Source organism: Thermobifida alba (genome assembly GCF_023208015.1).
GTDB lineage: Bacteria > Actinomycetota > Actinomycetes > Streptosporangiales > Streptosporangiaceae > Thermobifida > Thermobifida alba.
In genome coordinates this window covers 2,494,395-2,518,884 of the sequence record NZ_CP051627.1, presented here as the reverse complement: position 1 = coordinate 2,518,884, position 24,490 = coordinate 2,494,395, and the positions used below count along the sequence as shown (strand labels likewise).

The 24,490-nt window shown below is 72.3% G+C and carries 20 protein-coding genes and 2 tRNA genes; 14 read left to right on the top strand and 8 right to left on the bottom strand.

The features are described 5' to 3' along the window. Positions 1-17 precede the first annotated feature (17 nt). Positions 18-704 (bottom strand): nuclease-related domain-containing protein, encoded by a 687-nt coding sequence (locus tag FOF52_RS11145; protein WP_425265548.1) that lies wholly within the window; start codon positions 702-704, stop codon positions 18-20. 328 nt (positions 705-1,032) lie between these two features. Here FOF52_RS11145 and FOF52_RS11140 point away from each other — a divergent pair, with 328 nt between their 5' ends. Continuing rightward, complete coding sequence (locus FOF52_RS11140) at positions 1,033-2,466, top strand: amidase (RefSeq protein ID WP_248589900.1); 1,434 nt, start codon at positions 1,033-1,035, stop codon at positions 2,464-2,466. Positions 2,467-2,526: 60 nt separating this feature from the next. Here the strand turns inward: FOF52_RS11140 and FOF52_RS11135 are convergent, their stop codons facing one another. Continuing rightward, positions 2,527-3,774, bottom strand: coding sequence for an MFS transporter (locus tag FOF52_RS11135; RefSeq protein ID WP_248589899.1), 1,248 nt, complete (start codon positions 3,772-3,774; stop codon positions 2,527-2,529). A gap of 155 nt (positions 3,775-3,929) precedes the next feature. Between FOF52_RS11135 and malQ the strand changes: the two genes are divergently transcribed. Next, positions 3,930-6,044 carry a 4-alpha-glucanotransferase gene (gene malQ / locus FOF52_RS11130; protein WP_248589898.1) on the top strand — a complete coding sequence of 705 codons (2,115 nt, stop codon included), beginning with the start codon at positions 3,930-3,932 and terminating at the stop codon, positions 6,042-6,044. A 79-nt stretch (positions 6,045-6,123) separates the two neighbouring features. On the opposite strand, the gene pepN is transcribed toward malQ, so the two are convergent. After that, complete coding sequence (pepN, locus tag FOF52_RS11125) at positions 6,124-8,664, bottom strand: aminopeptidase N (RefSeq protein WP_248593834.1); 2,541 nt, start codon at positions 8,662-8,664, stop codon at positions 6,124-6,126. Positions 8,665-8,879: 215 nt separating this feature from the next. Between pepN and FOF52_RS11120 the strand changes: the two genes are divergently transcribed. The 4 genes from FOF52_RS11120 (at position 8,880) to FOF52_RS11105 (ending at position 10,477) form a co-directional block, all read left to right on the top strand. Beyond that, entirely contained in the window at positions 8,880-9,494 is a 615-nt protein-coding gene (locus FOF52_RS11120) for a mycothiol-dependent nitroreductase Rv2466c family protein (RefSeq protein WP_282573370.1), read from the top strand. Positions 9,495-9,518: 24 nt separating this feature from the next. Continuing rightward, positions 9,519-9,686: a hypothetical protein gene (locus tag FOF52_RS11115; protein WP_248589897.1), complete on the top strand. Its 168-nt coding sequence runs from the start codon at positions 9,519-9,521 to the stop codon at positions 9,684-9,686. A gap of 88 nt (positions 9,687-9,774) precedes the next feature. Next, positions 9,775-9,912, top strand: coding sequence for a hypothetical protein (locus FOF52_RS11110; protein WP_248589896.1), 138 nt, complete (start codon positions 9,775-9,777; stop codon positions 9,910-9,912). Between the two features lie 97 nt (positions 9,913-10,009). After that, positions 10,010-10,477: a ribose-5-phosphate isomerase gene (locus tag FOF52_RS11105; RefSeq protein ID WP_248589895.1), complete on the top strand. Its 468-nt coding sequence runs from the start codon at positions 10,010-10,012 to the stop codon at positions 10,475-10,477. Between the two features lie 278 nt (positions 10,478-10,755). Here the strand turns inward: FOF52_RS11105 and FOF52_RS11100 are convergent, their stop codons facing one another. Beyond that, the gene (locus FOF52_RS11100; RefSeq protein ID WP_248589894.1) at positions 10,756-12,021 is read right to left on the bottom strand and encodes a GNAT family N-acetyltransferase; all 1,266 of its coding nucleotides are present in this window, start codon (positions 12,019-12,021) and stop codon (positions 10,756-10,758) included. A gap of 358 nt (positions 12,022-12,379) precedes the next feature. Between FOF52_RS11100 and FOF52_RS11095 the strand changes: the two genes are divergently transcribed. The 3 genes from FOF52_RS11095 (at position 12,380) to FOF52_RS11085 (ending at position 15,451) form a co-directional block, all read left to right on the top strand. Then, positions 12,380-13,486 (top strand): PP2C family protein-serine/threonine phosphatase, encoded by a 1,107-nt coding sequence (locus tag FOF52_RS11095; protein ID WP_248589893.1) that lies wholly within the window; start codon positions 12,380-12,382, stop codon positions 13,484-13,486. A 285-nt stretch (positions 13,487-13,771) separates the two neighbouring features. Beyond that, positions 13,772-15,115 (top strand): magnesium transporter, encoded by a 1,344-nt coding sequence (mgtE, locus tag FOF52_RS11090; protein ID WP_248589892.1) that lies wholly within the window; start codon positions 13,772-13,774, stop codon positions 15,113-15,115. Between the two features lie 138 nt (positions 15,116-15,253). Next, positions 15,254-15,451, top strand: a complete 198-nt coding sequence (locus FOF52_RS11085) for an antitoxin (protein WP_248589891.1) — start codon at positions 15,254-15,256, stop codon at positions 15,449-15,451. An 84-nt stretch (positions 15,452-15,535) separates the two neighbouring features. On the opposite strand, the gene FOF52_RS11080 is transcribed toward FOF52_RS11085, so the two are convergent. The 3 genes from FOF52_RS11080 to FOF52_RS11070 all read right to left on the bottom strand — a co-directional run bounded on the left by FOF52_RS11080 (position 15,536) and on the right by FOF52_RS11070 (position 18,553). After that, entirely contained in the window at positions 15,536-17,419 is a 1,884-nt protein-coding gene (locus FOF52_RS11080) for an ABC transporter ATP-binding protein (RefSeq protein ID WP_248589890.1), read from the bottom strand. A gap of 99 nt (positions 17,420-17,518) precedes the next feature. After that, positions 17,519-18,022, bottom strand: coding sequence for an adenylyltransferase/cytidyltransferase family protein (locus FOF52_RS11075; RefSeq protein ID WP_248589889.1), 504 nt, complete (start codon positions 18,020-18,022; stop codon positions 17,519-17,521). 460 nt (positions 18,023-18,482) lie between these two features. Continuing rightward, positions 18,483-18,553, bottom strand: a tRNA-Gly gene (locus FOF52_RS11070). Positions 18,554-18,661: 108 nt separating this feature from the next. On the opposite strand from FOF52_RS11070, the gene FOF52_RS11065 reads away from it, so the two are divergent. From FOF52_RS11065 to clpX, 5 genes are all read left to right on the top strand, one after another. Next, positions 18,662-18,736 (top strand) — tRNA-Pro (locus FOF52_RS11065). Positions 18,737-18,953: 217 nt separating this feature from the next. Further along, entirely contained in the window at positions 18,954-20,348 is a 1,395-nt protein-coding gene (tig, locus tag FOF52_RS11060; protein ID WP_248589888.1) for a trigger factor, read from the top strand. Positions 20,349-20,619: 271 nt separating this feature from the next. Further along, complete coding sequence (locus tag FOF52_RS11055) at positions 20,620-21,180, top strand: ClpP family protease (protein WP_248593832.1); 561 nt, start codon at positions 20,620-20,622, stop codon at positions 21,178-21,180. 53 nt (positions 21,181-21,233) lie between these two features. Then, positions 21,234-21,902: an ATP-dependent Clp protease proteolytic subunit gene (locus tag FOF52_RS11050; RefSeq protein ID WP_248589887.1), complete on the top strand. Its 669-nt coding sequence runs from the start codon at positions 21,234-21,236 to the stop codon at positions 21,900-21,902. Positions 21,903-22,368: 466 nt separating this feature from the next. Beyond that, positions 22,369-23,643: an ATP-dependent Clp protease ATP-binding subunit ClpX gene (gene clpX / locus FOF52_RS11045; RefSeq protein WP_248589886.1), complete on the top strand. Its 1,275-nt coding sequence runs from the start codon at positions 22,369-22,371 to the stop codon at positions 23,641-23,643. Between the two features lie 46 nt (positions 23,644-23,689). Here clpX and FOF52_RS11040 read toward each other — a convergent pair whose 3' ends face one another. Further along, positions 23,690-24,277 carry a PepSY domain-containing protein gene (locus FOF52_RS11040; RefSeq protein WP_248589885.1) on the bottom strand — a complete coding sequence of 196 codons (588 nt, stop codon included), beginning with the start codon at positions 24,275-24,277 and terminating at the stop codon, positions 23,690-23,692. Positions 24,278-24,490 lie beyond the last annotated feature (213 nt).

Below are 24,490 nucleotides of genomic sequence, written 5' to 3'. Positions count from 1 at the left end.
CGAACGGCGGTGCGGGGTCAGTACCGCGGCGGCAGGACCTTCTGGGCTGCCCGGTAGATCTCCTCGATCTCCTCCTCGGTCAGCCGGTCCTTGCCGCTGCGCAGCCACTTGCGGACCTTGGTGCCGACGATGATGTCGACCCCGCGCAGCCGGTGGCTGTCCCAGGGCATGCTGGGGCCGTAGATCGCCAGCGCGGCGCGCACCTTGATCTCGCGGCCCAGTTCCTCGCTGATCAGCCGTTCGGCGTTGCGCGCCTCGGCCAGCGCCTCGTCGATGCGCTCGTTCTTGGAGAACCGGCCGTGGTAGAGCTTCTCCAGTTTGTTGCGGAGCGGCAGCCGCTTGTCCCAGGACTCGGAGTCGATGGCGAAGGCGCCGCGCCGCCCCACGATGAAGTGGTCGATCTGGCCGTTGCCGTCCTGGATGCGCCGGGCGTGCAGCACCCGGTAGCCGAAGCGCTGCATGACCTTCAGCTGCGCCTCGGTGCGCCGCTGGGCGGAGGAGGGCCTGCGCCACTGCGGGACCTCGGACTGGCGCTGGGAGGTGTGGACGATGAATCCGACGAGCACCGCGGCCCCGGCGGTCACGCCCACGCGCCAGCTGCTGAACAGCAGTCCCAGGGCCACCGCGGCCGCCAGGCAGGCGACGGCCCGGGGCAGCCAGCGGCGCACCGTGTCCGGTCGCAGCAGCGAGCGGTAGGTCCGCACCAGCACGTCCGTCCTGGGGGCCGTGGGACTGCTGGTGGGCCGGGTGAAGGGGGAGGGGGCCCCGTTCTCCCGCCGGTCCTTGCCGTCGGCGGTCGGGGGCTCGTCCGGTCTGGTGCTGGTTGCCGATTCCACGTCTCAGAAGGGTAGTTCGATCCGGAGCGCGGTCCTAGTCCGCCAGGGCTCATACTTTTGTTCCCCTCCCGACGCTTTCCTACGGGTGTTTCTCCCCCGCTACCTGGGAAGAATGAATACTCGCCCGTTTTCGTCCGGGACGTAGGGGACTTTCCGACGTCCCGCGGGCCGCCGGCCCCGTCTACCCTCGGTGCCCGTGAGCGAGATCCACGACCTGACCGCGGTGCGGCAGGCAGCGCTGTTCCGCCGCAGGGAGCTGTCGCCCGTCGAGGTCACCGACCACTACCTGGACCGGATCGAACGGCTCGGCGACGAGGTCGGCGCCTTCGTCACGGTCACGCCGGAACTGGCCCGGCAGCAGGCCCGCAACGCGGAGAAGCAGCTGTTCGCGGAGGACCCGGAGCGGCTGCCGGCGCTGCTGGGCCTGTGCGTGCCGGTCAAGGACCTGGACATGGTCGCCGGGGTGCGCTGCACCCGGGGGTCGCGCGTGTTCGCCGACCACGTCGCCGACGCCGACGAGGGCTACGTCGCCGAACTGCGGCGCGCCGGGGCGGTCCTGCCCGGCAAGACCAACACCCCCGAGTTCGGGCTGCCCTGCTACACCGAGAACGAGGTGGCCCCGCCCGCCCGCACCCCGTGGGACACGACCCGTTCGGCGGGCGGCTCCAGCGGCGGCGCGGCGGCCGCGGTGGCCGCCGGACTGGCGCCGTTCGCCCAGGGCGGCGACGGCGGCGGCTCGATCCGCATCCCCGCCAGCGTGTGCGGGCTGTACGGGATCAAACCCACCCGGGGCCGGGTCACCGCGGCGCCGCTGCGCACCGCCGACCCGATCGGACTGTCCGTCACCGGTCCGCTGGCCCGCACGGTCGCCGACGCGGCCCTGCTGCTCGACGCGCTCACACTCGGCGACGTCGGCGACCCGTTCCCGGCGCCGCCGCTGCCCGCGGGCGAGACCTTCCTGTCCCACACGCGGCGCGACCCCGGCCGACTGCGCCTGGCGTGCTTCGCCACCCCGCCGCTGCCCGGGACCGAGGTGCACCCCGACGTGCTGGCGGCCCACCACGGGACCGCCCGGCTGCTGGAGGAGCTGGGACACGACGTCACCGAGATCACACCGCCCTTCGACGGCTCCCACATGGACCACTTCGCGACCGTGTGGGCGGTGGCGGCCGCCTCGGCCCCCGTCCCGGACGGGCAGGAGCACCGGCTGCGCCCGCTGACCCGCTGGCTGCGGGAGCGGGGACGGGCCGTCCCCGCCCCCGACTACGTGGAGGCCGTCGCGCAGCTGCGCCGCTTCGCCCGCCTCGCGCTGACCGTGTTCGCCCCCTACGACGCGGTCCTCACCCCCACGCTGGCCACGCCCCCGGTACCGCTGGGGCACTTCACCGCCACCGGGGACCCGGCGGAGGAGTTCGCGCGGATGAACGCGTTCACCCCGTTCGGCAACGTCTACAACATCACCGGCCAGCCCGCGGTGACCCTCCCGCTGCACACCACCGCCGACGGGCTGCCCGTCGGCGTGATGCTCGCCGGGCGGATCGGCGCGGAGGGCACGCTGCTGTCCCTGTCCGCCCAACTGGAGGCGGCCCGCCCGTGGCTGGACCGCACCCCCGGGATCTGGCGCCGCTAGACCGGCGCCGGACCCCGCGGCCGCCTCCCGCCGGCGGGAGCGGGAGGCGCACTCCCGGGGCTACCCGTCGTCCCGCTCCCCGCCCCCGCCGTCCGGGTCGCCGGGAACCGTGCCGCCCAGCCGTCCCACGCCCAGGGTGAGCGCGGCGGCCAGCAGCACCATGACCGTGCCGCCCACCACGCCCAGGGCGGGACCGCCCGAGTCCACCAGCCACCCGGTCACCGGGGCGGAGAACGCCACCCCGGTGGTGATGCCGGTGTTCATCCAGCCGAACGCCTCGGCGCGCCGGTGGGCCGGAGCGGCGTCGCTGATCCGCTCGGTGGCCGCCGCCAGCGTCGGGGCGATCGCCAGGCCGGCGACGAACAGCACCGGGATCAGCAGCCACGGCGAGGGCAGTTCCAGCACCGGCGGCAGCAGCGGGATCAGCAGCGCGACGCCCGCCGTGGCGGCGAACGCCCGGCGGCTCAGCCGCGGCGGGCCCGCCAGCCCGCCCGCGACCAGTCCGCCGACCAGGGAACCGAAGGACCAGAGGGCGGCGAGCACCCCGGCGACGCCGGGACGGCCCATCTCCCGCGCCCAGGCCACGATGACGAGGTCCACCGCCGCCAGCCCGGCGATCAGCAGCATGCACACGGCGACCAGCAGCGACAGCTCCGGCCGCAGCAGCAGGGACCGGTGCCGCCGCGCGTGGTCCGCGGTGTCGGGGCCGGACGCCGGAGGGGAGGCCAGGCCCGCCCTGCGGATCGTCAGGGCGAACCCCCCGGAGCCCGCCACCGACACCGCAGCGATCAGCAGCACCGCCCCGGCGCCCCCGCCCACGCCCACGGCCGCGGCCGCCACCAGCGGCCCCAGGACGAACACGAGTTCCTGGAAAGTGGACTCGGCCGCGTACATGGCGGTGCGGGTCCGCCCCGAGGTCAGCCGGGGCCACAGCGCACGGCCCACCTGGGAGGCCGGAGGCGTGAACAGACCGGTGACCAGGGACAGGGGGAAGGCCAGCCACCACAGCGCGGCGGGCAGCAGGGCCAGCGCCACCAGCCCGACCCCGTAGCAGAGTCCGCACAGGGCCATGAGCCGGTCGGTGCGTCCCCGGTCGGCGCTGCGGCCGCGCAGCGGTCCGGCCACCGCGGCCCCCACGGTCAGGGTGGTGCTGACCGCTCCGGCCAGGGCGTAGGAGCCGGTCCAGTCGGCCACCAGGAAGGTGATGCCGATCGGCAGTCCGGCGATGTTCAGCCGGGCCGCCAGCGACCAGGCGAAGAGCCCGGGCAGATGGGGGACGGACAGCAACGGACGGTAGGAGTTGAGCACCAGAACAGTATGACCGGATTCATGGGATGACTTTTCCCGTCTTTCGGCCCACACCAGAGCGGATCTTCGCCGAAGCGGCGAAAACCGGACGACTTCGCGACTGGCGGGCCGCAGATCCCGCTGATCAGGGCCGCGCTGCGGCATGATCGGGTGGTGTGAGCGATGCTGAACTGGTCCGGCTGGCCGAGGAGCACGGCGTCTCGACGAACTACGTGGACTGGCGGGGGACCTGGACCACGGTCTCCGTGGACACCCTGCGCCACGTGCTCACCGCCCTGGGAGTGGACGTCAGCGACCCCGCCGCCGCCCTCGCCGAGCTCCGGGAGCACCGGGCCGCGCACCCGCTGCCCCCGGCCGTCGTCGTCCGCCGGGGACGCGTCCCGCAGCTGACGCTCCCCGCCGGCGCCCGCACCCGGGTGGAACTCGCCGACGGGGGGCACGCCGAGATCGGGGCGGCCCTTCCACTGGGCGTGCACCGGCTGCACGTGGAGCACGACCGCGGCCGCCGCGCCGTTCCCCTGCTGGTGGTGCCCGACCGGCTGGCGCGCTCCACGCGCCGCCGTGTGTGGGGCCTGATGACGCAGCTGTACTCGGTCCGCTCCCGCGTCTCCTGGGCCCTGGGGGACCTGCACGACCTCGCCGAACTGTCCGCCTGGGCGGCCCGCGACCTGGGCGCGTCCTTCACCCTCGTCAACCCGCTCCACGCCACCGAACCGCTGCCGCCCCTGCAGGACTCCCCCTACCTGCCGGTGGGCCGCCGCTACGCCAGCCCTCTCTACCTGCGGATCGAGGACGTCCCCGAGTACGCTCGGCTCAACTCCGTGCAGCGCGAGACGATCCAGCGGCTCGCCCGTCCGCTGCGCGACCGGGGACGCACCGCCGACCTGCTGGACCGCGACGCGGTCTGGCAGGCCAAACGCGCCGCGCTGGAGATCCTCCACGGGGTGCGGCGCTCCACCGACCGGGAGGAGGCCTTCCGCGCCTACCTGGACCGGGAGGGCGAGGCGCTGGAGTCCTACGCCACCTGGTGCGCGATCGCCGAGGAGTACGGCCCCGACCACCGCCGCTGGCCCGAACCGCTGCGCGACCCCGGATCCGAGGCGGTCCGCGACGAGGCGCGGCGCCGCCGGCGGCGGGTCGACTTCCACCGCTGGGCGCAGTGGATCCTGGACGGACAGCTCGCCGACGCCCAGGCGGGCGCCCGCCGGGCCGGGATGGACATCGGGATCGTGCACGACCTCGCGGTGGGCGCGCAGAGCGGCGGCGCGGACGCGTGGATGTACCGCGACACGCTCGTTCCCGGCGTCCACATCGGGGCGCCCCCGGACGAGTTCAACCAGCAGGGACAGGACTGGGGACAGCCGCCCTGGCACCCGGTCCGCCTCGCCGAGCGGGGCTACGGCCCCTTCCTGGAGCAGCTGCGCCAGGTGGCGCGGCACGCCGGCGGCATCCGCATGGACCACGTCATGGGGCTGTTCCGGCTGTGGTGGGTGCCCGAGGGCGCCTCGGCGGCCGACGGCGCCTACGTGCGCTACGACCACGAGGGAATGGTCGGCGCGCTGCTGCTGGCCGCCCACGAGTCCGGCGTCCTGGTGGTGGGCGAGGACCTGGGCACCGTCGAACCGTGGGTCCGCGACCACCTGGGCGAACGCGGGGTGCTGGGCACCTCGGTGCTGTGGTTCGAACACGACGGGCAGGGGGCCCTGCGCCGCCCCGAGACCTGGCGCACCGACTGCCTGGCCACCGTGGCCACCCACGACCTGCCGCCGGTCGCCTCCTACGTCATGGCCGAGCACGTGGAACTGCGCGCCCACCTCAACCTGCTGACCCGCCCGGTGGAGGAGGAACGCGCCGACGCCGAGGCTCGGGTCGCCGCCTGGCGTGCACTGCTGGTGGAGCTGGGCCTGCTGGATCCGTCGGTCGACCCGGTGGCCGACCCCGCCGCGGTGGTCACCGCCCTGCACGGCTATCTGGCGCGCACCCCCTCCGCACTGGTCGGCGTGGCCCTGACCGACCTGGTCGGCGACCACCGCATGCAGAACCAGCCGGGGACCAGCAGCGGATACCCGAACTGGCGCATCCCGCTGACCGACGGCGAGGGCGAACCGGTGTTCCTGGAGGACCTGGTCACCAACCCGGAGCGGGTCGTGTCGGTGCGCGCCGCCCTGGGCGACCTGGCGGACCTGTCCCCGCGGCCCCGCCCCGGCGGGCAGCTGTCCGCCCCGCGCCGCCCGAGGCCTCCGATGCTCGACCCGCGCCCGGGACAGTAGCGCCGGAGGCCGCCGGCCCCGCGGACGGCGACGGCCGCCGCACCCCGGGGTGCGGCGGCCGTCGGGCGGGCGGCGTGCCTCAGCCCGCCGCCGCGGCGTCCTGGGCCCGGGCGTGCAGGGCGCGCTCCACGCCCGCGCGTCCCTCCAGCAGCAGGCGGCGCAGCGCCGGAGCCGGGTCCTCCGACTCCAGGTAGGCGTCGGTGCGGCGCAGCGTCTCCTCCTCGACCAGGTAGCCCGGGTAGGCGAACTCGGCGAAGGTCTGCGCGAACTCGCCGGTCCACTTGGCCCACGCCTCAGCGAGCTGCCCGAAGTAGCGGTCCACGTAGGGGCGGAGCAGTTCGGCGTGCGCGGGCTCGGTGAACCCGCCGAGGGTCGCGCGGAACTCCGCGTTGGCCAGGGTGCCGCCGGTGATCCGCTCCCAGGCCGCTGCCTTGGCGTCGGCGGTGGGGATGGCCGCCCGGCAGCCCGCGGCGGCCCGCTCGCCCGCGGCGGTGGCGTCGCGCTCCAGTTCGGCGGCGATCTCCTCCTCCCCGGCGGCCCCGGCCGCGACCAGGCGGCGCAGCAGCGTCCACCGCAGGTCGGTGTCGACCTTCAGCCCGTCCACCTCGATCGCGCCGTCGTAGAGGCCGCGCAGCAGCGACAGGTGCTCGGCGGAGCGCGCCGCGTCGGCGAACCCGTGGGCGTAGACCAGTTGCAGGTCGCTGCCGGGCTCGGCGGAGGTGAGGAGCTCCCGCAGCCGGGTGGCCAGCAGGTCGAAGCCCTCCTCCTGCCAGGCCGGGTCGACGTAGTTGACGAGCGCGGAGACCGCCTGGCGCTGGAGGGTCTGGGCCACCGCCACGTCGTCGACCCCGGCCAGGTTGGCGCCGACCAGGCGCACGTAGTCGCGCGCGGGCATCTCCCCGTCGCGGGTCATGTCCCAGGCCGCGGCGAAGGCCAGCGCGCGGGGCAGCGACTCGACGATCTCGCCGACGCTCTCCACCACCGTGCGCAGGCTCCGCTCGTCCAGCCGCAGCTTGATGAAGGTGAGGTCGTCGTCGTTGATCAGCACCAGGTCGGGCTGGGCCCGGCCGACGAGCTCGGGCACCTCGGTGCGCTCCCCGGTGACGTCCAGCTCCACCCGCTCCCGGCGCACGATTCCCTTGTCGGTGCGGTCGTACAGGCCGATGGCCAGGCGGTGCGAGCGCAGCGTCGGATGCTCGGCCGGGGCCTCCTGGAGCACCGCGAAGGAGGTGAAGTTGCCGTCGGCGTCCACCTCGAACTCCGGGCGCATGGTGTTGACTCCCGCGGTCTCCAGCCACTCCCGCGACCAGTTCGACAGGTCGCGCCCGGAGGCCTCCTCCAGCTTCGCCAGCAGGTCCGACAGCTCCGTGTTGCCCCAGGCGTGCTCGTCGAAGTAGGCGCGCACCCCGGCGAAGAACTCGTCCACGCCCACGTAGGCCACCAGCTGCTTGAGTACCGAGGCGCCCTTGGCGTAGGTGATGCCGTCGAAGTTGACCTCGACCGCCTGCATGTCGGGCATGTCCGCGGCGATCGGGTGGGTGGAGGGCAGCTGGTCCTGGCGCAGCGCCCACGCCTTCTCCACGTTGGCGAAGGTGGTCCAGGCGTCCCTCCACCGGGTCGCCTCGGCCTGGCAGTACACGCTGGCGAACGTGGCGAACGACTCGTTCAGCCACAGGTCGTCCCACCAGCGCATGGTGACCAGGTTGCCGAACCACATGTGCGCCATCTCGTGCAGGATCGTCTCGGCGCGGCGCTCGTAGCGGGCCTCGGTGACCCGCGAGCGGAAGACGTAGTCCTCCAGGAAGGTGACCGCGCCGGCGTTCTCCATCGCCCCGGCGTTGAACTCCGGCACGAACAGCTGGTCGTACTTGCCGAAGGGGTAGCGGACGCCGAAGACCCGGTGGAAGAAGTCGAAGCCCTGCTTGGTGACCTCCAGGATCGCGTCGGCGTCGAGGCACTGGGCGAGGGAGGCCCGGCAGTACACGCCCAGCGGGATGCCGTCGTGCTCGTCGCGCACCACGTGGTAGGGGCCGGCGATGAGCGCGGTGATGTAGGTCGACATCCGCTTGGTCGGCGGGAAGTGCCAGCGCACCGCCGTGTCGTTCTTGACCGGCTCGCGCACCACGTCGGGCGCGGTGTTGGAGACCACCTCGAAGTCGGCGGGGGCCAGCACGGTCAGCTCGAACGTCGCCTTCAGGTCGGGCTGGTCGAAGCAGGCGTACATCCGGTGCGCGTCGGCGGTCTCGAACTGGCTGTAGAGGTAGACGTTGCCGTCGACGGGGTCCACGAACCGGTGCAGGCCCTCGCCGGTGCGCATGTAGGCGGCGTCGGCCACGACGCGCAGCTCGTTGTCGGCCTGCAGCGAGGGCAGGGTGATCCGCTCCCCGTCGAACACCTCGGCCGGGTCCAGGGCGGCGCCGTTCAGGGTGATCTCGCGCACGGTCGGAGCCACCAGGTCCACGAAGCTGGCCGCCCCCGGTTCGGAACAGCGGAACCGGACCACGGTGGTGGAGGCGAAGGTCTGGTCGCTTGAGGTGAGATCGAGTTCCACGGCGTAGGAGTCGACGCTGAGGATCCGCGCCCGCTCCCGTGCCTCCTCACGTGTCAGGTTGCCCGCCACGACGCTCCCTTCACAGCCTGTCTCGGTGTCGACCGCGGTGGCGTCCGCCCCCGCGCCCACGCGGAGCAGGCGGGCGGCCACCGTCTGATGATCAGCTCCGATCCTGCCACGCCGGGGGGTGGAATGCGGAACTGATCGCCGTGGTTTCTGCTTGGGGAGCTGGGCGTTTTAAGGAGCGCGCCCGGTTTTTTGGTGACAGGCGTAAGGAGACAACGGTGACTGACGAGCGCATCCCAGCGGACCTGTGGTTCGACCCCCTCTGCCCGTGGGCGTGGATGACGTCGCGCTGGCTGCTGGAAGTCGAGAAGGTCCGCCCGGTGCGTGCCCGCTGGCACGTCATGAGCCTCGCCGTGCTCAACGAGGACAAGGACGTGCCCGAGAAGTACCGGGAGATGCTCCGGGAGCAGGCATGGTGGGGGGTGCGCGTGGCCGTCGCGGTGGAGCAGCGCCTGGGCAACGAGGAGCTGGGCCGCTTCTACACCGCCCTGGGCACGCGGCTGCACAACCGCGCCGAGCCGTGCTCCGTGGAGACCGTCGCGGCGGCGCTGGCGGACGCGGGGCAACCGGCGGACCTCATCGAAGCCGCGCACAGCACTGACTACGATGAGGCCCTGCGCAAGTCGCACCATGACGGCATGGACAGGGTCGGCCAGGAAGTGGGCACTCCCGTGATCGCGGTCGAGGACGTCGCCTTCTTCGGCCCCGTTGTGTCCCCCGCCCCCAAGGGCGAGGCCGCCGGTCGGTTGTGGGACGGCGTTCTGCTGGTCGCGGGAACCGACGGGTTCTTTGAACTCAAGCGGAGCCGGACCCGCGACCCCATCTTCGACTAGCCGCGACGGTGTGAAGGAGCGAACATGAGCGAACCGGACGAAGAGCGCCTGGTCGTCTTCGACGACGAACTGGAGATCCTGCCCGACACCACCTCCGACGAGTACGGTGCGGGCTGGGGCGAAGCCGTCGAACAGGACGACCGGTCCCGCATCGAGGAGTTGCTGAACGACGTTCCTCCACACTGGGCCTGACCGCTTTACCCTCCCGATACCCGCTGGTGGCGGGCGGTAGCATCGTTCTTGGCGAGTATTTTGTCCGTTTCTGTCGAGGTGGTGTGAGTTGAGCAAGAAGACGGAGTCCAAGGCGGCCCCGCTGAGCAAGGACGTCAAGCTCCTGGTGTTCATCAACCTGGTCTTCCTCCTGTCCGCCGTGGTCTTCGGCGTGCTGGGCGCGGCGGTCACCTTCGCCGCGAACTGAGCGGCCCGCAGGGCTCTTCCGACCGTCCGGCGGTCGCCGACCGCCGGACGGCGCTCCCGGGGACACGGCTGCCCGGCGCACCTGCGAAACTGGAGGCGTGCGTATCTACATCGGATCTGACCACGCCGGCTACGAACTCAAGCAGCACCTCGTCTCCTGGCTGCGGGAGCACGGACACGAGGTGGTCGACGCCGGCCCGGCCGTCTACGACGCGGCCGACGACTACCCCCCGTTCGTCCTGCGCGCCGCCGAGGGGGTGGCCAAGGACCCCGAGGCGCTCGGTATCGTGCTCGGCGGCTCCGGCAACGGCGAGCAGATCGCCGCGAACAAGGTCAAGGGCGTGCGTTCGGCCCTGGTCTGGAGCAAGGAGACGGCCCGGCTCGCCCGCGAGCACAACGACGCCAACGTGATCAGCATCGGCGCGCGGATGCACTCCCTGGAGGAGGCCACCGGCTTCGTCGAGACCTTCCTCGACACGCCGTACAGCGGCGAGGAACGCCACAGCCGCCGGATCCGGATGCTCTCCGACTACGAGACCACGGGACAGCTCCCGCCCCTTCCGTAGGAAGCAGCGGCCGCGTCGGGCCGGCACCGGGGAGCCGGGCGGGGGAGTCCGCCGCGCTGCCGTGGGCGGACACCGACCCCTCTCGCCTCCCCGGGCGGCCGGGCCGTGCTCCGCGCGCAGGGGGGCGGCGCGCCGGGAAGCGGCCCGGAGGCGACGCCCGCCCGTCCGCGCGGCGGAAGGGCTGCCGGGACGGTACCGGGCGTACCACTCCGGACGGTACCGCGCCGCGGCCCGCCGCGACAGTCGCCCGGCGGCGACACCGTCCTCACCCCGCGGACTCAGAAGATGACCGAGCAGTGCGGCGCCGCCGGCGTGGTCAGAGCCGCGGACAGCTCCAGGACCGCCTCCGGGCGCGACTGGCGCACCAGGCCGGCGGCCGCGTACCCGGTCAGCGGCTCGCCGCCCAGGTACGCCGAGCTGAGCACCTCCACGTCGAGGGAGAGGTCGGCGTCGCGGTCGGTACGCGCACAGTGCGCGGAGCCGCCCTGGACGACGAGGCGCCAACGCCCCCGGTTCCACGGGCACACCGCGTCGGACACCTCGACGACCACGTCCACCGGCGCCGCGTAGGAGCGCTCCGACAGCGCCCGGGGCAGGTCCACCAGCCGTCCCCAGAACCCGGTGCCGGGGGTCCACCGCGCCCGGTGGCGGTCCGCCAGCAGGTACAGCAGGGGGTCGTCGACGGGGCGCAGGTCCGCCGTGACGCTGCCCACCAGGTCCCGGTTGAGCAGGAACTCCCACAGCTGCACCAGCGCCGCCGTCCGGGTGGCGTGCAGTTCCAGCACCTCCAGGGCGCCGTCGGCGTTGCCGTGGGCGTCGTAGCCCTCCCGGGTCCGGTACAGCGCGTACCCCGCCGGTCCGGCGCCGTCCTCCGCCATGACGCACTTGGCCGGGCCGTAGCCGCTGTGCCGCTCGCCGAAGCGCCTGAACAGCCGGTCCCACCATTCCCCGTCCCGGTGGAACTCGCCGACGCGGCCGCTCCGGGCGGCCGCGTGCACCCGCGCCATCTCCGCACGGACCTCGGCGGGCGCCGCCATGCGGAGGCGCAGCCCGGGATCGCGCGGGGCGTCCGCGCGCAGTACGCCCTCGCCGCGGCGGATCGTGACGGTGCCCAGCAGCGAGCCCAGACCGTAGCCGAACCGCCCGTAGATGCCGCCCTCGGAGGCGAACAGCGTGGCCACCGCCTCCTCCCCGCGTTCGTGGATGTCGTGCAACTGGCGGCGCATCAGGGCGGTGAGCACGCCCCGGCGGCGGTGCGTGGGCAGTACCCCGACCGCGGAGACGCCCGCGACCGGGCGGCTGCCCCCGGGCAGTGTCGCCTCGAAGGAGAACGCCAGCGCGGTGCCGACGATCCGGTCGCCGTCGAAGGCGGCGAGCGCGCGGTCCAGGTCGGTTCGGGCGCGCAGCGACTCCAGGCGGTCCTCGTCCACGGGGGCGGCGAGCAGGGCCTCGTGGAAGGTCCGGCAGAACTCGGGGAACTCGGCGTCGGTCACGGGGCGGACCGGCCACGGGGCCGACGCGGCGGGCCGGTGTGGAGTGGGCATGGCCTCCTGCCTACCGCGGGAGGCGCCGTCCGCGCCACCGGTTTTTCCGTCCGAATTCCCGTGCCGGGAGAGCGGTGGGACGGCAGGGGCGATCCGTGCGGGAAGGGGCGGAGGTGACGCCCCGGACGGGACCGCGGGACGAACATGAGAGGTTTTTCGCTTTTCTCGCAGGCGGGGAACCGGCCCGCGGCCCTGACGGACGGGGCTGGGGAGGCCCATACTGAATCATGGTCTGTTCTGTGCGTTCCCACGCGTGTGCGCTGCGCGGATATCGGTTGGTCCGTTATGGGAGGTCTCGCCGCGAGTGGACGCGGCACGACGTGCTTGGGTAGGTTTCCCGCGCTACAGTTCGGCAACGATGAGCACTTCGCCGCCCGCCCGCCTCCTGCGCTCCGCCCACTCCCTGGCGGAGCGCGTCCTCGCGTTCCTCCGCCGCAAAGTGCTCTTCCGCTACCGCCTCGTCCTCATCGTCCTGGTCCTGCTCGCCGTCGGGATCGGGGTGGGCGCGGTGTGGGGCCCGCAGGGCTGGTTCCCGCCCAGCGCCGTCATCCTCACCGTCCTGGCCGGGGGGCTGCTCCTCAAACGGAGGAGCCTGGCCTTCCTGCTCGGGGTCGTGGCCGTGGTCCTCGCCTGCACCGCCTACGCGCTGGACCTCAGCCAGGTGGGCCCCGGGCTGGCCGTCACCATCGGGGTCACCGGCGTCGTGGCCTACCTGCTGTCGGGGGTGCGCGAACGGCTCGGCGTGCAGGGGCTCGACGGCGAGAAGATGCTCCTGGAACTGCGCGACCGCATCCGCACCCAGGGACGGCTGCCCGACCTGCCCGCCGGATGGCACGCCACCCAGGTGCTGCGGCAGGCGGGCGGCTCCTCCTTCGGCGGCGACTTCGTGGTCTCCATGCTCCGCGACGACCGGCTCGACATCGCGGTGGTCGACGTCTCCGGCAAGGGCGTCGACGCGGGCACCCGGGCGCTGCTGCTCTCCGGGGCCTTCGGCGGACTCATCGGCGCGGTGCCGCGCGGCGAGTTCCTGGAGCACTGCAACGACTACCTGATCCGCACCGCCGTCGGCGAGGGCTTCGTCACCGCCGTGCACCTGAGCGTCGACCTGACCACCGGGGAGTACCTGCTCGCCTCGGCCGGGCACCCGCCCGCCGTGCAGTTCGACCACACGACCGGCGAGTGGGGCACCGCCGAGGCCAAGGGGGTCGTGCTCGGCGTCGTCCCGGAGATGAGCTACCCGCCGGTGCGGGGCCGCCTGCGCCCCGGCGACGCCGTCATGCTCTACACCGACGGCCTCGTCGAGACCCCGGGGGAGGACCTCGACGCGGGCGTGGACCGCCTGCTGGGAGCGGCCGAGAGCCTGGTGGCCGTGGGCTTCGGCCCCGGAGCCGACCAGTTGGTCGACACGCTGAGCAAGGACAAGAACGACGACCGCGCCCTCGTGGTGCTCTGGCGGACCCGCTGACGCCCCTGCCTCCCGCGCGGCGTACGGTTTTCTGGGACGCGGCCGCGCACCTTCCGCGTCGCCGGGCGTGTGTGGGGAAGACTCTCCTGCTGGGGTCCGTGCCCGCCGCCGCGGGAGCGTCGCCTCTCCGCAGTCCCGGCGGTGTCGCCGCGCCCGTCCGCGCAGTCCCGGCGGCGACACCATCGTCCCGGTCGCTGTGCTGCGGTTCACACCCGCGCTGACCGCTGTGAGGAGGTGCGGTGTCCCCGGCTCGCGCGAGCCCGGAGGTTCCACACCGCGATTCAGATGACCGACGCCGAGAAGCCGATCGAGTTGACCGACCTGCTCGACACCAACGACCTGGTCGGGATGCGGCTGTGGCTGGCCGAGCACCAGCCCTACGAGATCGCCGACGCGCTGGCCCGCCTGCCCCCGGAACGCGCCGCCGTCCCCTTCCGGCTGCTGGACAAGGACCGCGAACTGGAGGTCTTCGAGGAGCTCGACCCTGGACAGCAGCAGGCGATCCTCGCAGGACTGCGCGACTCGGCCTTCCGGGAGCTGCTGGAGAAGATGGAGCCCGACGACCGGGCCCGGCTCCTCGGGGAGGCCCCGGCCAAGATCGCCACGAAGGCGCTGGCCGGGCTGAGCCCCGCCGAACGCCGCATGACCGCGGCGCTGCTGGGCTACCCGGAGAACTCCGTCGGCCGGTTCATGACCCCCGACACGGTGATCCTGCACCGCGACCTCACGGTCGCCCGCGCCCTGGAGGTGGTGCGCGCCAAAGGGGCCGAGGCCGAGACCGTCTACGTGCTGCCCGTGGTCGACAACGGGCGCCGCCTCTCCGGCATGGTGCAGCTCAGCGACCTGGTCACCAGCGCCCCCGACACCCTCCTCAAGGACTTGGTGGACGTGTTCACGCCCCGCGTCCAGGCCACCGGTCCGGCCGAGGACGCCGCGCGCCTCATGCAGGAGGCCAACCTCGTCGCACTGCCCGTCGTCGATTCCGAGGAACGCTACGTCGGCCTGCTCACCTTCGACGACGCGCTGGAGCTGATCGAGGCGGCCGACTCCGAGGACATCGCCCGCCAGGCCGGAGCCCAACCGATCCAGGGGCACTACGCCGCGGTCGGCGTGCTGCGCCTGGCCCGCGCCCGCGCGGTGTGGCTGCTGCTGCTCATCGTCGCCTCCACACTGACCGTCAACGTGATGCAGGGGTTCGAGGCGACCCTGGAACGGGTGACCGCGCTGGCGCTGTTCGTCCCGATGCTGACCGGTACCGGGGGCAACGTCGGATCGCAGTCGGCCACCGCCGTGGTGCGCGCCCTGGCCGTGGGCGAGGTGCGGCTGCGCGACCTGCACCGGGTCGTCTGGAAGGAGTCGCGGGTCGGGCTGCTGCTGGGGGTGATGCTCGCGACGATCGCGCTCGTCATCGGCTCCCTGCTGGTGGGGACCGGGATCGCGGCCGTGGTGGCGCTGTCGGTGGTGGCGATCTGCGCCTGGGCCTCGATCATCGGCAGCACCATGCCGCTGCTGGCCCGCCGGGTCGGGGTCGATCCCGCGGTGGTGTCCGCGCCGCTGGTCTCGACCCTGGTCGACGCCACCGGTCTGCTCATCTACTTCTCCGTCGCGCGCGTCGTCCTGGGGGCGTGACCCCGCGGAGCCCGGGGAGCGCTCCCGCTCTCCCGACCCGGGCACGCACCCCCGCAACGGGCATAAGCACTGGTCGACGGGGAAGGGGGAGAGCGGAACGCGAAGCGGGGACTTCGTGTCCGTACGGGGGAGGAGCACATGGGAATCAGGGACACCTTCGACAAGGCCAAAAAACTGGCCGGAAAGCACAGCGACAAGGTGGAGCAGGGCCTCGACAAGGGGGCGGAGCAGGCCAAGCAGCGCACCGGCGGCAAGTACGACGAGCACATCGACAAGGCCGACGAGGCCGCCGGCGACTACGTCAGGAAGCAGGGCGAGCAGGACCAGGAGCGCTGAGCGCACACGCCGCGGCCGCCCGGACCGGACGAGGCCGGGCGGCCGCGGCGTGTGCGCCGGCCGGGACCGCCCCGGCGGACCGGATCAGTCCGCCGCGCTGCGCCGCGCCCGGTCCTGGGAGGCGAACTGGGTCCGGTACAGGGCGGTGTACAGCCCGCCGCGCTCCAGCAGCTCCTCGTGGGTGCCGCGCTCCAGGACGCGGCCGTCCTCCAGCACCAGGATCAGGTCGGCCTCGCGCACCGTGGCCAGCCGGTGGGCGATGACCAGTGAGGTCCGCCCCCGCAGCGCCTCGGCCAGGGCCTCCTGCACCGCGGCCTCCGACTCGGAGTCCAGGTGCGCGGTGGCCTCGTCCAGCACCACCACCGACGGGGCCTTCAACAGCAGCCGGGCGATGGCCAGCCGCTGCTTCTCCCCGCCCGACAGGCGGTAGCCGCGGTCCCCCACCATCGTGTCCAGGCCGTTGGGCAGCACCTCCAGCAGCGGGCCCAGCTGGGCGGCGCGCAGCGCCGCGACGAGCTCCTCGTCGGTGGCGTCCGGGCGGGCGTAGCGCAGGTTCGCCCCGATGGTGTCGTGGAACAGCTGGGTGTCCTGGGTCACCACCCCCACCGCGTCCCGCAGCGCCTGGCCGCGCACCCGGCGCAGGTCGACACCGCCGATGCGGACCACGCCCTCGGTCGGGTCGTACAGCCGCGACACCAGGTGGGTCAGCGTCGTCTTGCCCGCCCCCGACGGGCCGACCAGGGCCACCAGCTGTCCGGGACGCGCGGTGAACGAGACGTCGCTGAGCACCTGGGTGTCGTCGGCGTGCTCCGGCTGCGGCACCAGCTCCAGGGACGCCAGCGAGGACTCGGACCCCGGGTAGCGGAAGGAGACCCGGTCGAACTCCACCGACAGCCCGCCCCGGGGCAGCTCGACGGGGTCCGCGGGCTCGGCCACCGACGGCTCCATGTCCAGGACCTCGAACACGCGCTCGAAGCTGACCAGCGCCGTCATGACGTCCACCTGCACGTTGGACAGCGCGGTGACCGGACCGTACAGCCGGGTCAGCAGGGTCGCCAGCGCCACCAGGGTGCCGATCTCGAACGCGTCGCGCAGCACCAGGTTGCCCCCCACGCCGTAGACCATCGCGGTGGCCAGCGCGGTGATCAGCCCCAGCATGGAGTAGAGCAGGCCGCCGTAGACGCTCTGGGTGACCCCGATGTCGCGGACCCGCCCGGCGCGGGCGGCGAACTCGGCGCTCTCCTCCTCGGGGCGGCCGTACAGTTTGACCAGCATCGCGCCGCCCACGTTGAAGCGCTCGGTCATCAGCGAGCTCATCTCCGCGTTCAGGTCCATGCTCTCGCGGTGCACCCCGGCCAGGCGGCGGCCCAGGTACTTGGCGGGGACCAGGAACAGCGGGATCGCCGCCAGCGAGGCCAGGGTGAGCTGCCACGACAGGGCGAACATCGCGCTGAGCACCGCCGCCACGCTGACCGCGTTGGCGACCAGCGACTGCAGCACCGAGGTGATGGCCTTCTGCGCGCCCACCACGTCGGTGTTGAGCCTGCTGATCAGCGACCCGGTCTGGGTGCGGGTGAAGAACGCCAGCGGCATGCGCTGCACGTGCGTGAACGCCTGGGTGCGCAGCAGGTAGATGACGCCCTCGCCGATGCTCGCCGACAGCCACCGGCCGGTCAGGTTGAGCCCGGTCTCCAGCAGGGCCAGCGCGGCCACGGCCACGGCCAGCCAGGTCACGAGGGAGGCGTCGGCGCCGGCGATGCCGCGGTCGATGATCGTCTTGAGCAGCAGCGGGTTGGCCACGACGATGCCGGAGCCGGCCGACGTGGCCAGCAGGAACAGCAGGATGCGCCGCCAGTGCGGGCGGGCGTAGCCGAGGACCCGCCGCAGGGTGTCCGGACGGAGGGCCGCGTTGCGGGCCGAACCGTCGTTGACCAGTGTCCGGACCGTGCGGGGACCGCCCATCATCATCGCTGAGCCACCCTTCGTGCGGGATACGGCGGAAGCGGCCGGCCGCGCCGTGGGCCGCGGCCGGCCGTCGTCCAGGTCTGTTCTTCGCGGCCCGCGGGCCTACAGGGAGCGGGCCAGCTGCCCCAGGGTCGCCGTGGTGGACCGGCCCAGGGTCAGCGGCAGCTCCCAGGCGAGCGCGCCCAGTTCGGCGGCGCCGCGCTGCTTGGCCTCGGCGTAGGGGTCGCCCTCGGTGTAGGCCAGCGCCGCGGGGCGCAGCGGGGCGAGCAGGTCGGCGTACTGCCGCCAGTGGACGGCGCTGGGCGGCCCGGAGATGATGAACACCCCGTCCACGCAGGCCAGTTCGGCGAGGACCTCGGCCCGCTCCTCGGCGGGGTTGACCGGACGGCCCGGCCCCTTCCAGGCGCGCACCCGCTCGTCCGACTCCACCCCGACGACGAGGGGGAAGCCCCGGGCGCGCACGCTTTTGAGGTAGCGGACATGTCCCACGTGCAGGATGTCGAAAGCCCCGGTGACGACCGCGGGGCGTTCCGCGCTGGCCGGCCGGGAGATCCAGTCCAGCGTCAGCGAGGGCGCGGCCTCCCGCGTCGGATCGGTTCCCGTCATTTCTCACCCATCGAAAAGCCCTGGCACACGACCGTGCACGCCGAGGGGCGCCCGAGGACTCCGTGTCGGACGCTGTCGTGCGGTCCTGACCATTGACGATACTCCTGCCCCCGAAGCGGGCGGGCAGCCCGTCCGGGCCGTCCCCCGACCGGTGACGGGAGAAGGGGCGACACGGGGCCGACTCGTCGCGCCGGACGGAGGGGAGGCGGGGGCCCGATCCTGCCGCGCAGGGCGCCGAAGCAGCCGGAAAAGTGACAGAGAACACAGCGGCGACAGGCCGTGGGACGGCCCGCGGACCGGGAAACGCACCGGGGCGCTCCACGCGGAGCGGTGGGGACGCGACCGGCCGCCCGGCGTGGAGCGGGTGGTGCCGGACGGGGCGGCCGCGGGGGCCGCCACCGGGCGCAAACCTAAGGCCAGGCCGGGTGGAGAACCACCTCTGACCTGGCCTTTCGTGCAGAGCGGGTGACGGGAATCGAACCCGCACGGCCAGCTTGGAAGGCTGGAGTTCTACCATTGAACTACACCCGCATGGCGCGGCCCCCTCCGAGTTTCCTCTAGACTCGTGGAGCCGACGGAGACAAGATTACCGCCTCCGCGGTGCGGGTTGTGCACTTTGCCGCGAACCCGCGTGGCCCACGGGGAGTGGCGCAGCTTGGTTAGCGCGCATGCTTTGGGAGCATGAGGCCGCGGGTTCGAATCCCGCCTCCCCGACGAAACCGTCGACGGCCCGCGTGACGCCCAGTCCCGACGGGGCCGTCGCCTTTCCCCGTCTGCCCTAGACTGAGCGTGATCGCAGACCGCAGGACCATGCTGGAGATCACAGCAGTCTCTTGACGCCCACCGGTCGTCGCCCATCGGCCGCCGCCGTGCCGCGGTGCGGCGGGCGCCGTGCCGGGCGTCACCGCCGGAAACCTAGGAGTACCGCCCCGTGAAGACCGATGTCGAGGAGCTGAGCCCGACCCGGGTCAAGCTGACCATCGAGGTTCCCTTCGAGGAACTCGACCACGCCTTCGACGTGACCTACAAGTCGCTCGCCAAGCAGGTCCGGATCAAGGGGTTCCGGCCCGGAAAGGCGCCGGCGCGGCTCATCGACCGCTACGTCGGCCGTGGAGCGGTGCTCACCGAGGCGGTCAACCACGCGGTCCCCGAGCTCTACAACGAGGCCGTGCAGAAGGAGGAGGTCTTCGCCCTCGGCCAGCCCGAGGTGGAGATCACCAAGCTGGAGGACGGCCAGGAGCTGGCCTTCACCGCCGAGGTCGACGTCCGGCCCAAGTTCGAGGTCACCGGCTACGAGGGCATCGAGGTCACCGTCGACGACGCCGAGGTCACCGACGAGCGGGTCGACGAGCGGCTCGACGCGCTGCGCCAGCGCTTCGCCACGCTCACCGGCGTCGACCGGCCCGCCGAGCTCGGCGACCACGTCTCCATCGACCTGTCCGCCGCGGTCGACGGCGAGAAGCTCGAAGACGTCCAGGCCAGCGGGATCTCCTACGAGGTCGGCACCAACACCATGCTGGAGGGCCTCGACGACGCGATCACGGGCCTGCGCGCGGGCGAGTCCGCCACCTTCGCCACCACGCTGGTGGGCGGCGAGTACGAGGGCCGCGCTGCCGACGTCACCGTCACCGTGCACAGCGTCAAGGTCAAGGAGCTGCCCGAGCTGGACGACGAGTTCGCCCAGCTGGCCAGCGAGTTCGACACCATCGAGGAGCTGCGCGCCAGCGAGGCCGAGCGGCTCGGCGAGGTGCTGCGGCGCCAGCAGCTCGCCCAGGCCCGCGACCGCGTCCTCGACAAGCTCGTGGACTCCATGGACATCCCGCTGCCCGAGAGCGTGGTCACCCAGGAGGCCGACCGCCGCCGCGAGGCCCTGGAGCGGCAGCTCTCCCAGAGCGGGCTGACCAAGGAGTCCTACCTGGAGTCCCAGGGGCAGAGCGAGGAGGAGTTCGAGGCCGAGCTCGCCGAGAACGCGGCCAAGGCCGTCAAGACCGGGTTCATCCTCGACCAGCTCGCCTCCCAGGAGGAGCTGGCCGCGGGCAACGAGGAGCTGACCCAGTACATCGTCGAGCAGGCCCAGCTCATGGGGATCTCGCCCGACCAGTTCTTCCAGAGCCTGATGCAGGCCAACCAGCTCCAGCTCGTCTACGTCGAGGTCGTGCGCGCCAAGGCGCTGGACCTGGTGCTGTCCAAGGCCCGGATCACCGACGAGTCCGGCAACACCGTCGAGCCGCCGGCCGCCCCGGCCCCCCAGACCGAGACCGTCACGGTCGCCTCCGGCGCGGAGGAGGCGGAGCGGGCCGAGGAGTCGGACAAGACCGAGGAGTGACCGGCCGACCGGTCGTGCGCGGGCCCCGCGTCCCCCAGGGACGCGGGGCCCGCCGCTTTTCGCCAGACGCGAAACTCCCTGGTGGCCGACCGGGCCACCTGCGCTCACAGCGAACAGAACAGGGAACTGGTGCGAGCAGGTCGGGGAACGGCGTTAGTGTCGCAAGCGTCGCAACCGTTTCGATCCCGCGGAGCAGGTGACGAGAGTGCCGCCGACCCATAATGAGTTCATGCGAACCGAAGCCCGTACTGCCGAAGCTCCCGTGCAGCCGATGTTCGACCAGACGGCGCAGCGACTGCTCAGGCAGCGCATCGTCGTCCTCGGCCAGCAGGTCGACGACGAGATCGCCAACCGCATCGTCGGTGAGCTGCTGCTGCTGTCCGCCGAGGACCGGGAGCGGGACATCACGCTGTACATCAACTCGCCCGGCGGTTCGGTCACCGCGGGCATGGCGATCTACGACGTCATGCAGTACATCCCCAACGACGTCCGCACCGTCGGCATGGGACTGGCCGCGTCCATGGGCCAGATGCTGCTGTGCGCCGGAACGCGGGGCAAGCGCTACGCGCTGCCGCACACCCGGATCATGATGCACCAGCCGTCGGGCGGCATCGGGGGAACCGCCTCCGACATCCGTATCCTGGCCGACCAGCTGCTCTACGTGAAGAAGATGTTCCTGGAGCGTATCTCGCTGCACACCGGCCAGACGGTCGAGCAGATCGAGAAGGACGCCGACCGGGACCGGTGGTTCACCGCCCAGGAGGCCCTTGAGTACGGCTTCATCGACGAGGTGCTGTCGAACACCCCCGACGTCACGGGCGGTCGGTCCTGAACGACTCCCGCCCCAACAGCCCTTTGGACCGGCGCAGTGTGGAAGGCCAGGAAATGAGCGAGTACAACCCCAGCTCCTACTACCGCTACGGCGGTGGGATGGCGCCGGCGGCTCCGCAGAGCCGCTACGTCCTCCCGTCCTACGTCGAGCGCACGACGTACGGCGTCAAGGAGATGAACCCCTACAACAAGCTCTTCGAGGAGCGGATCATCTTCGTGGGGGTGCAGATCGACGACACGTCGGCCAACGACATCATCGCCCAGATGATGACGCTGGAGCACATCGACAGCGACCGCGACATCACCCTGTACATCAACTCGCCGGGTGGGTCCTTCACCTCGCTGATGGCGATCTACGACACGATGCAGTTCGTGCGCCCCGACATCCAGACCGTCTGCGTCGGGCAGGCCGCCTCCGCGGCCGCCGTCCTGCTCGCGGGCGGCACCAAGGGCAAGCGCACCGCGCTGCCCAACTCGCGGATCCTGATCCACCAGCCGGCCACCGAGGGGACGCACGGCCAGGCCAGTGACGTCGAGATCATGGCCAACGAGATCATGCGCATCCGCAACCAGCTGGAGACCACCCTCGCGCGGCACACCGGCCGCAGCGTCGAGGAGATCTCCCGCGACATCGAACGGGACAAGATCCTCACCGCGGAGGAGGCCAAGGAGTACGGCATCGTCGACGACGTGCTCCCCTACCGGAAGGCGTCGGCCAAGTAGGAGCGGCGGCACGGAGGCGACGGGAAGGGGCCGGCCGGACACCGCGGGCGGTGCGGCCGGCCCACTCCTCCTCCCCCTTCCGGACGGAACGGACGCACGGACCGCCCCGTCCGGCGTCCCGGCCCCGCACGGCCGGGACGGGCGGCGCAGCGGCCGCCGCGGGAGTGCGCGCCGGCGGCGGAGCCGTGCCGAGCGTGGCGTCCGCCACCGCGGGGCGCCCGGGGACCAGGAGCCGAGGGGCGGCGAGGTCGGTCCGCTGCTTCGCTTAGGCTCGACAGGAGCGACGCACAGACCGTCCCGTTAATGGCTCCACGCGGAAGGCATATCCTGGAAATCGGTGGTCGTCCGGTGAGCCGGGATCGCCCCGCCTTCCCGCGGACCGCGTCGGGCACCCAGGGTGTCTGGAACCCGCGGTGGTGGGAAGGAGGCGTGTGACGGGACGGCCGACGTTTTAAGGAGTGGCTGGGTGGCACGCATCGGCGACGGTGGAGACCTGCTGAAGTGCTCGTTCTGCGGCAAGAGCCAGAAGCAGGTGAAGAAGCTCATCGCGGGCCCCGGTGTGTATATCTGCGATGAATGCATCGACCTCTGCAACGAGATCATCGAGGAAGAATTCGCGGATGCGACCGAGCTGAAATGGGACAGTCTTCCCAAACCTCGGGAGATTTACGAATTCCTCGACTCCTACGTCATCGGTCAGGAGCAGGCGAAGAAGGCCCTGTCCGTGGCGGTCTACAACCACTACAAGCGGGTGCGGTCCGAGGGGGAGCGGCCCCGCGACGAGGATGTGGAGATCGCCAAGTCCAACATCCTGCTGCTCGGTCCCACCGGTTCGGGCAAGACGCTCCTGGCCCAGACCCTGGCCAAGATCCTCAACGTCCCCTTCGCCATCGCCGACGCCACCGCCCTGACCGAAGCCGGCTACGTGGGCGAGGACGTCGAGAACATCCTGCTCAAGCTCATCCAGGCCGCCGACTACGACGTCAAGAAGGCCGAGACCGGCATCATCTACATCGACGAGGTCGACAAGGTCGCGCGCAAGAGCGAGAACCCCTCCATCACCCGCGACGTCTCCGGCGAGGGGGTGCAGCAGGCGCTGCTGAAGATCCTGGAGGGCACCACCGCGAGCGTCCCCCCGCAGGGCGGCCGCAAGCACCCGCACCAGGAGTTCATCCAGATCGACACCACGAACGTGCTCTTCATCTGCGGCGGGGCGTTCTCCGGGCTGGAGAAGATCATCGAGGCGCGCACCGGCCAGCAGGGCATGGGGTTCAATGCGGTGCTGCGCTCCAAGAAGGAGATGGAGAGCGCCGACCTGTTCCGCGAGGTCATGCCCGAGGACCTGCTGAAGTTCGGCATGATCCCGGAGTTCGTGGGACGGCTCCCGGTGATCACCAGCGTGCACAACCTCGACCGCGAGGCGCTCATCCGGATCCTCACCGAGCCGCGCAACGCCCTGGTCAAGCAGTACCAGCGGCTGTTCGAGCTGGACAACGTGGAGTTGGAGTTCACTCCCGACGCGCTCGACGCCATCGCCGAGCAGGCGATCATCCGCGGCACCGGGGCCCGCGGCCTGCGCGCCATCATCGAGGAGGTGCTGCTCTCGGTGATGTACGAGGTGCCCAGCCGCGAGGACGTCGCGCAGGTGATCATCACCCGTGAGGCGGTCCTGGAGCACGTCTACCCGACGATCGTGCCGCGCACCGCGCTGCCGCCGGAGCGCGAGGAGAAGAGCGCCTGAGCCGCCGCCGGTGGGGCGGTGCGGCCACTCCACCGGCGGACGGCGGTCAGGAGTCGACCGCCACGACCTGACCGTTCTCGGTGTCGACGTCGACCGTCCGGTCGTCGTCGACCTCGATCTCCCAGACCCGTCGACCGTCCTCCTCGTCCACCGAGGCGTCGGTGGCCCGGCTGCCGCCGCTTTCCGCCAGGGCGGCCTCGACAGCGGTGTCGAGGCTGTCGGCGGACAGGCCGGCCAGGTTCGTGTCCGGACCGTCGGGGGTCTCCCCCTCCAGTTCGGAGACCTTGCCGCTGCCCGTCTCGACCCCCAGTTCGCGTTCGGTCCCCTGGTGGACCAGTTCCACGTCCCACTGGCGCCCGTCCTCCTCCAGTTCGACGTCGTAGACCACGCCGCCGGGGTACTCCCGAAGCGCCGCGTCGCGCGCGCCCAGCAGGTCGACGCCTCCCGCGGGGGCCTCGGGGGTGGGAGAGGCACTGGTGGGGTCCTCCTGTTGCAGCGCTCCGGTGGGACGCGGATCGCCGCCGCCCTCATCGGGGGTGACGTCGCCGCCGCAGCCGGACGCCGCGACGAACGCGGCCGCCAGTGTCCCCGCCGCCCACAGGCGCCCGGAACCGGTGCTTCTCTCGCGTCGCATGCCGATACTCCCCTCGTCCGGTGCCAACCTCCCCTCCACCACTGTCCGGTGAGCGCGGGACAGAGCACCGGCGACGGCAAAGAGAGGCCAAGGGGCGGGGCGGGCCGCGCACCGGGGCGGCCGGGGCCCGTCGGCCTCCGCGGTGGAGGGGCGCGGCGGCCGCCGGGGTAGGCTGAAACCGCAAGTCGCCGGAAACCGACGCTGTGAACAGGG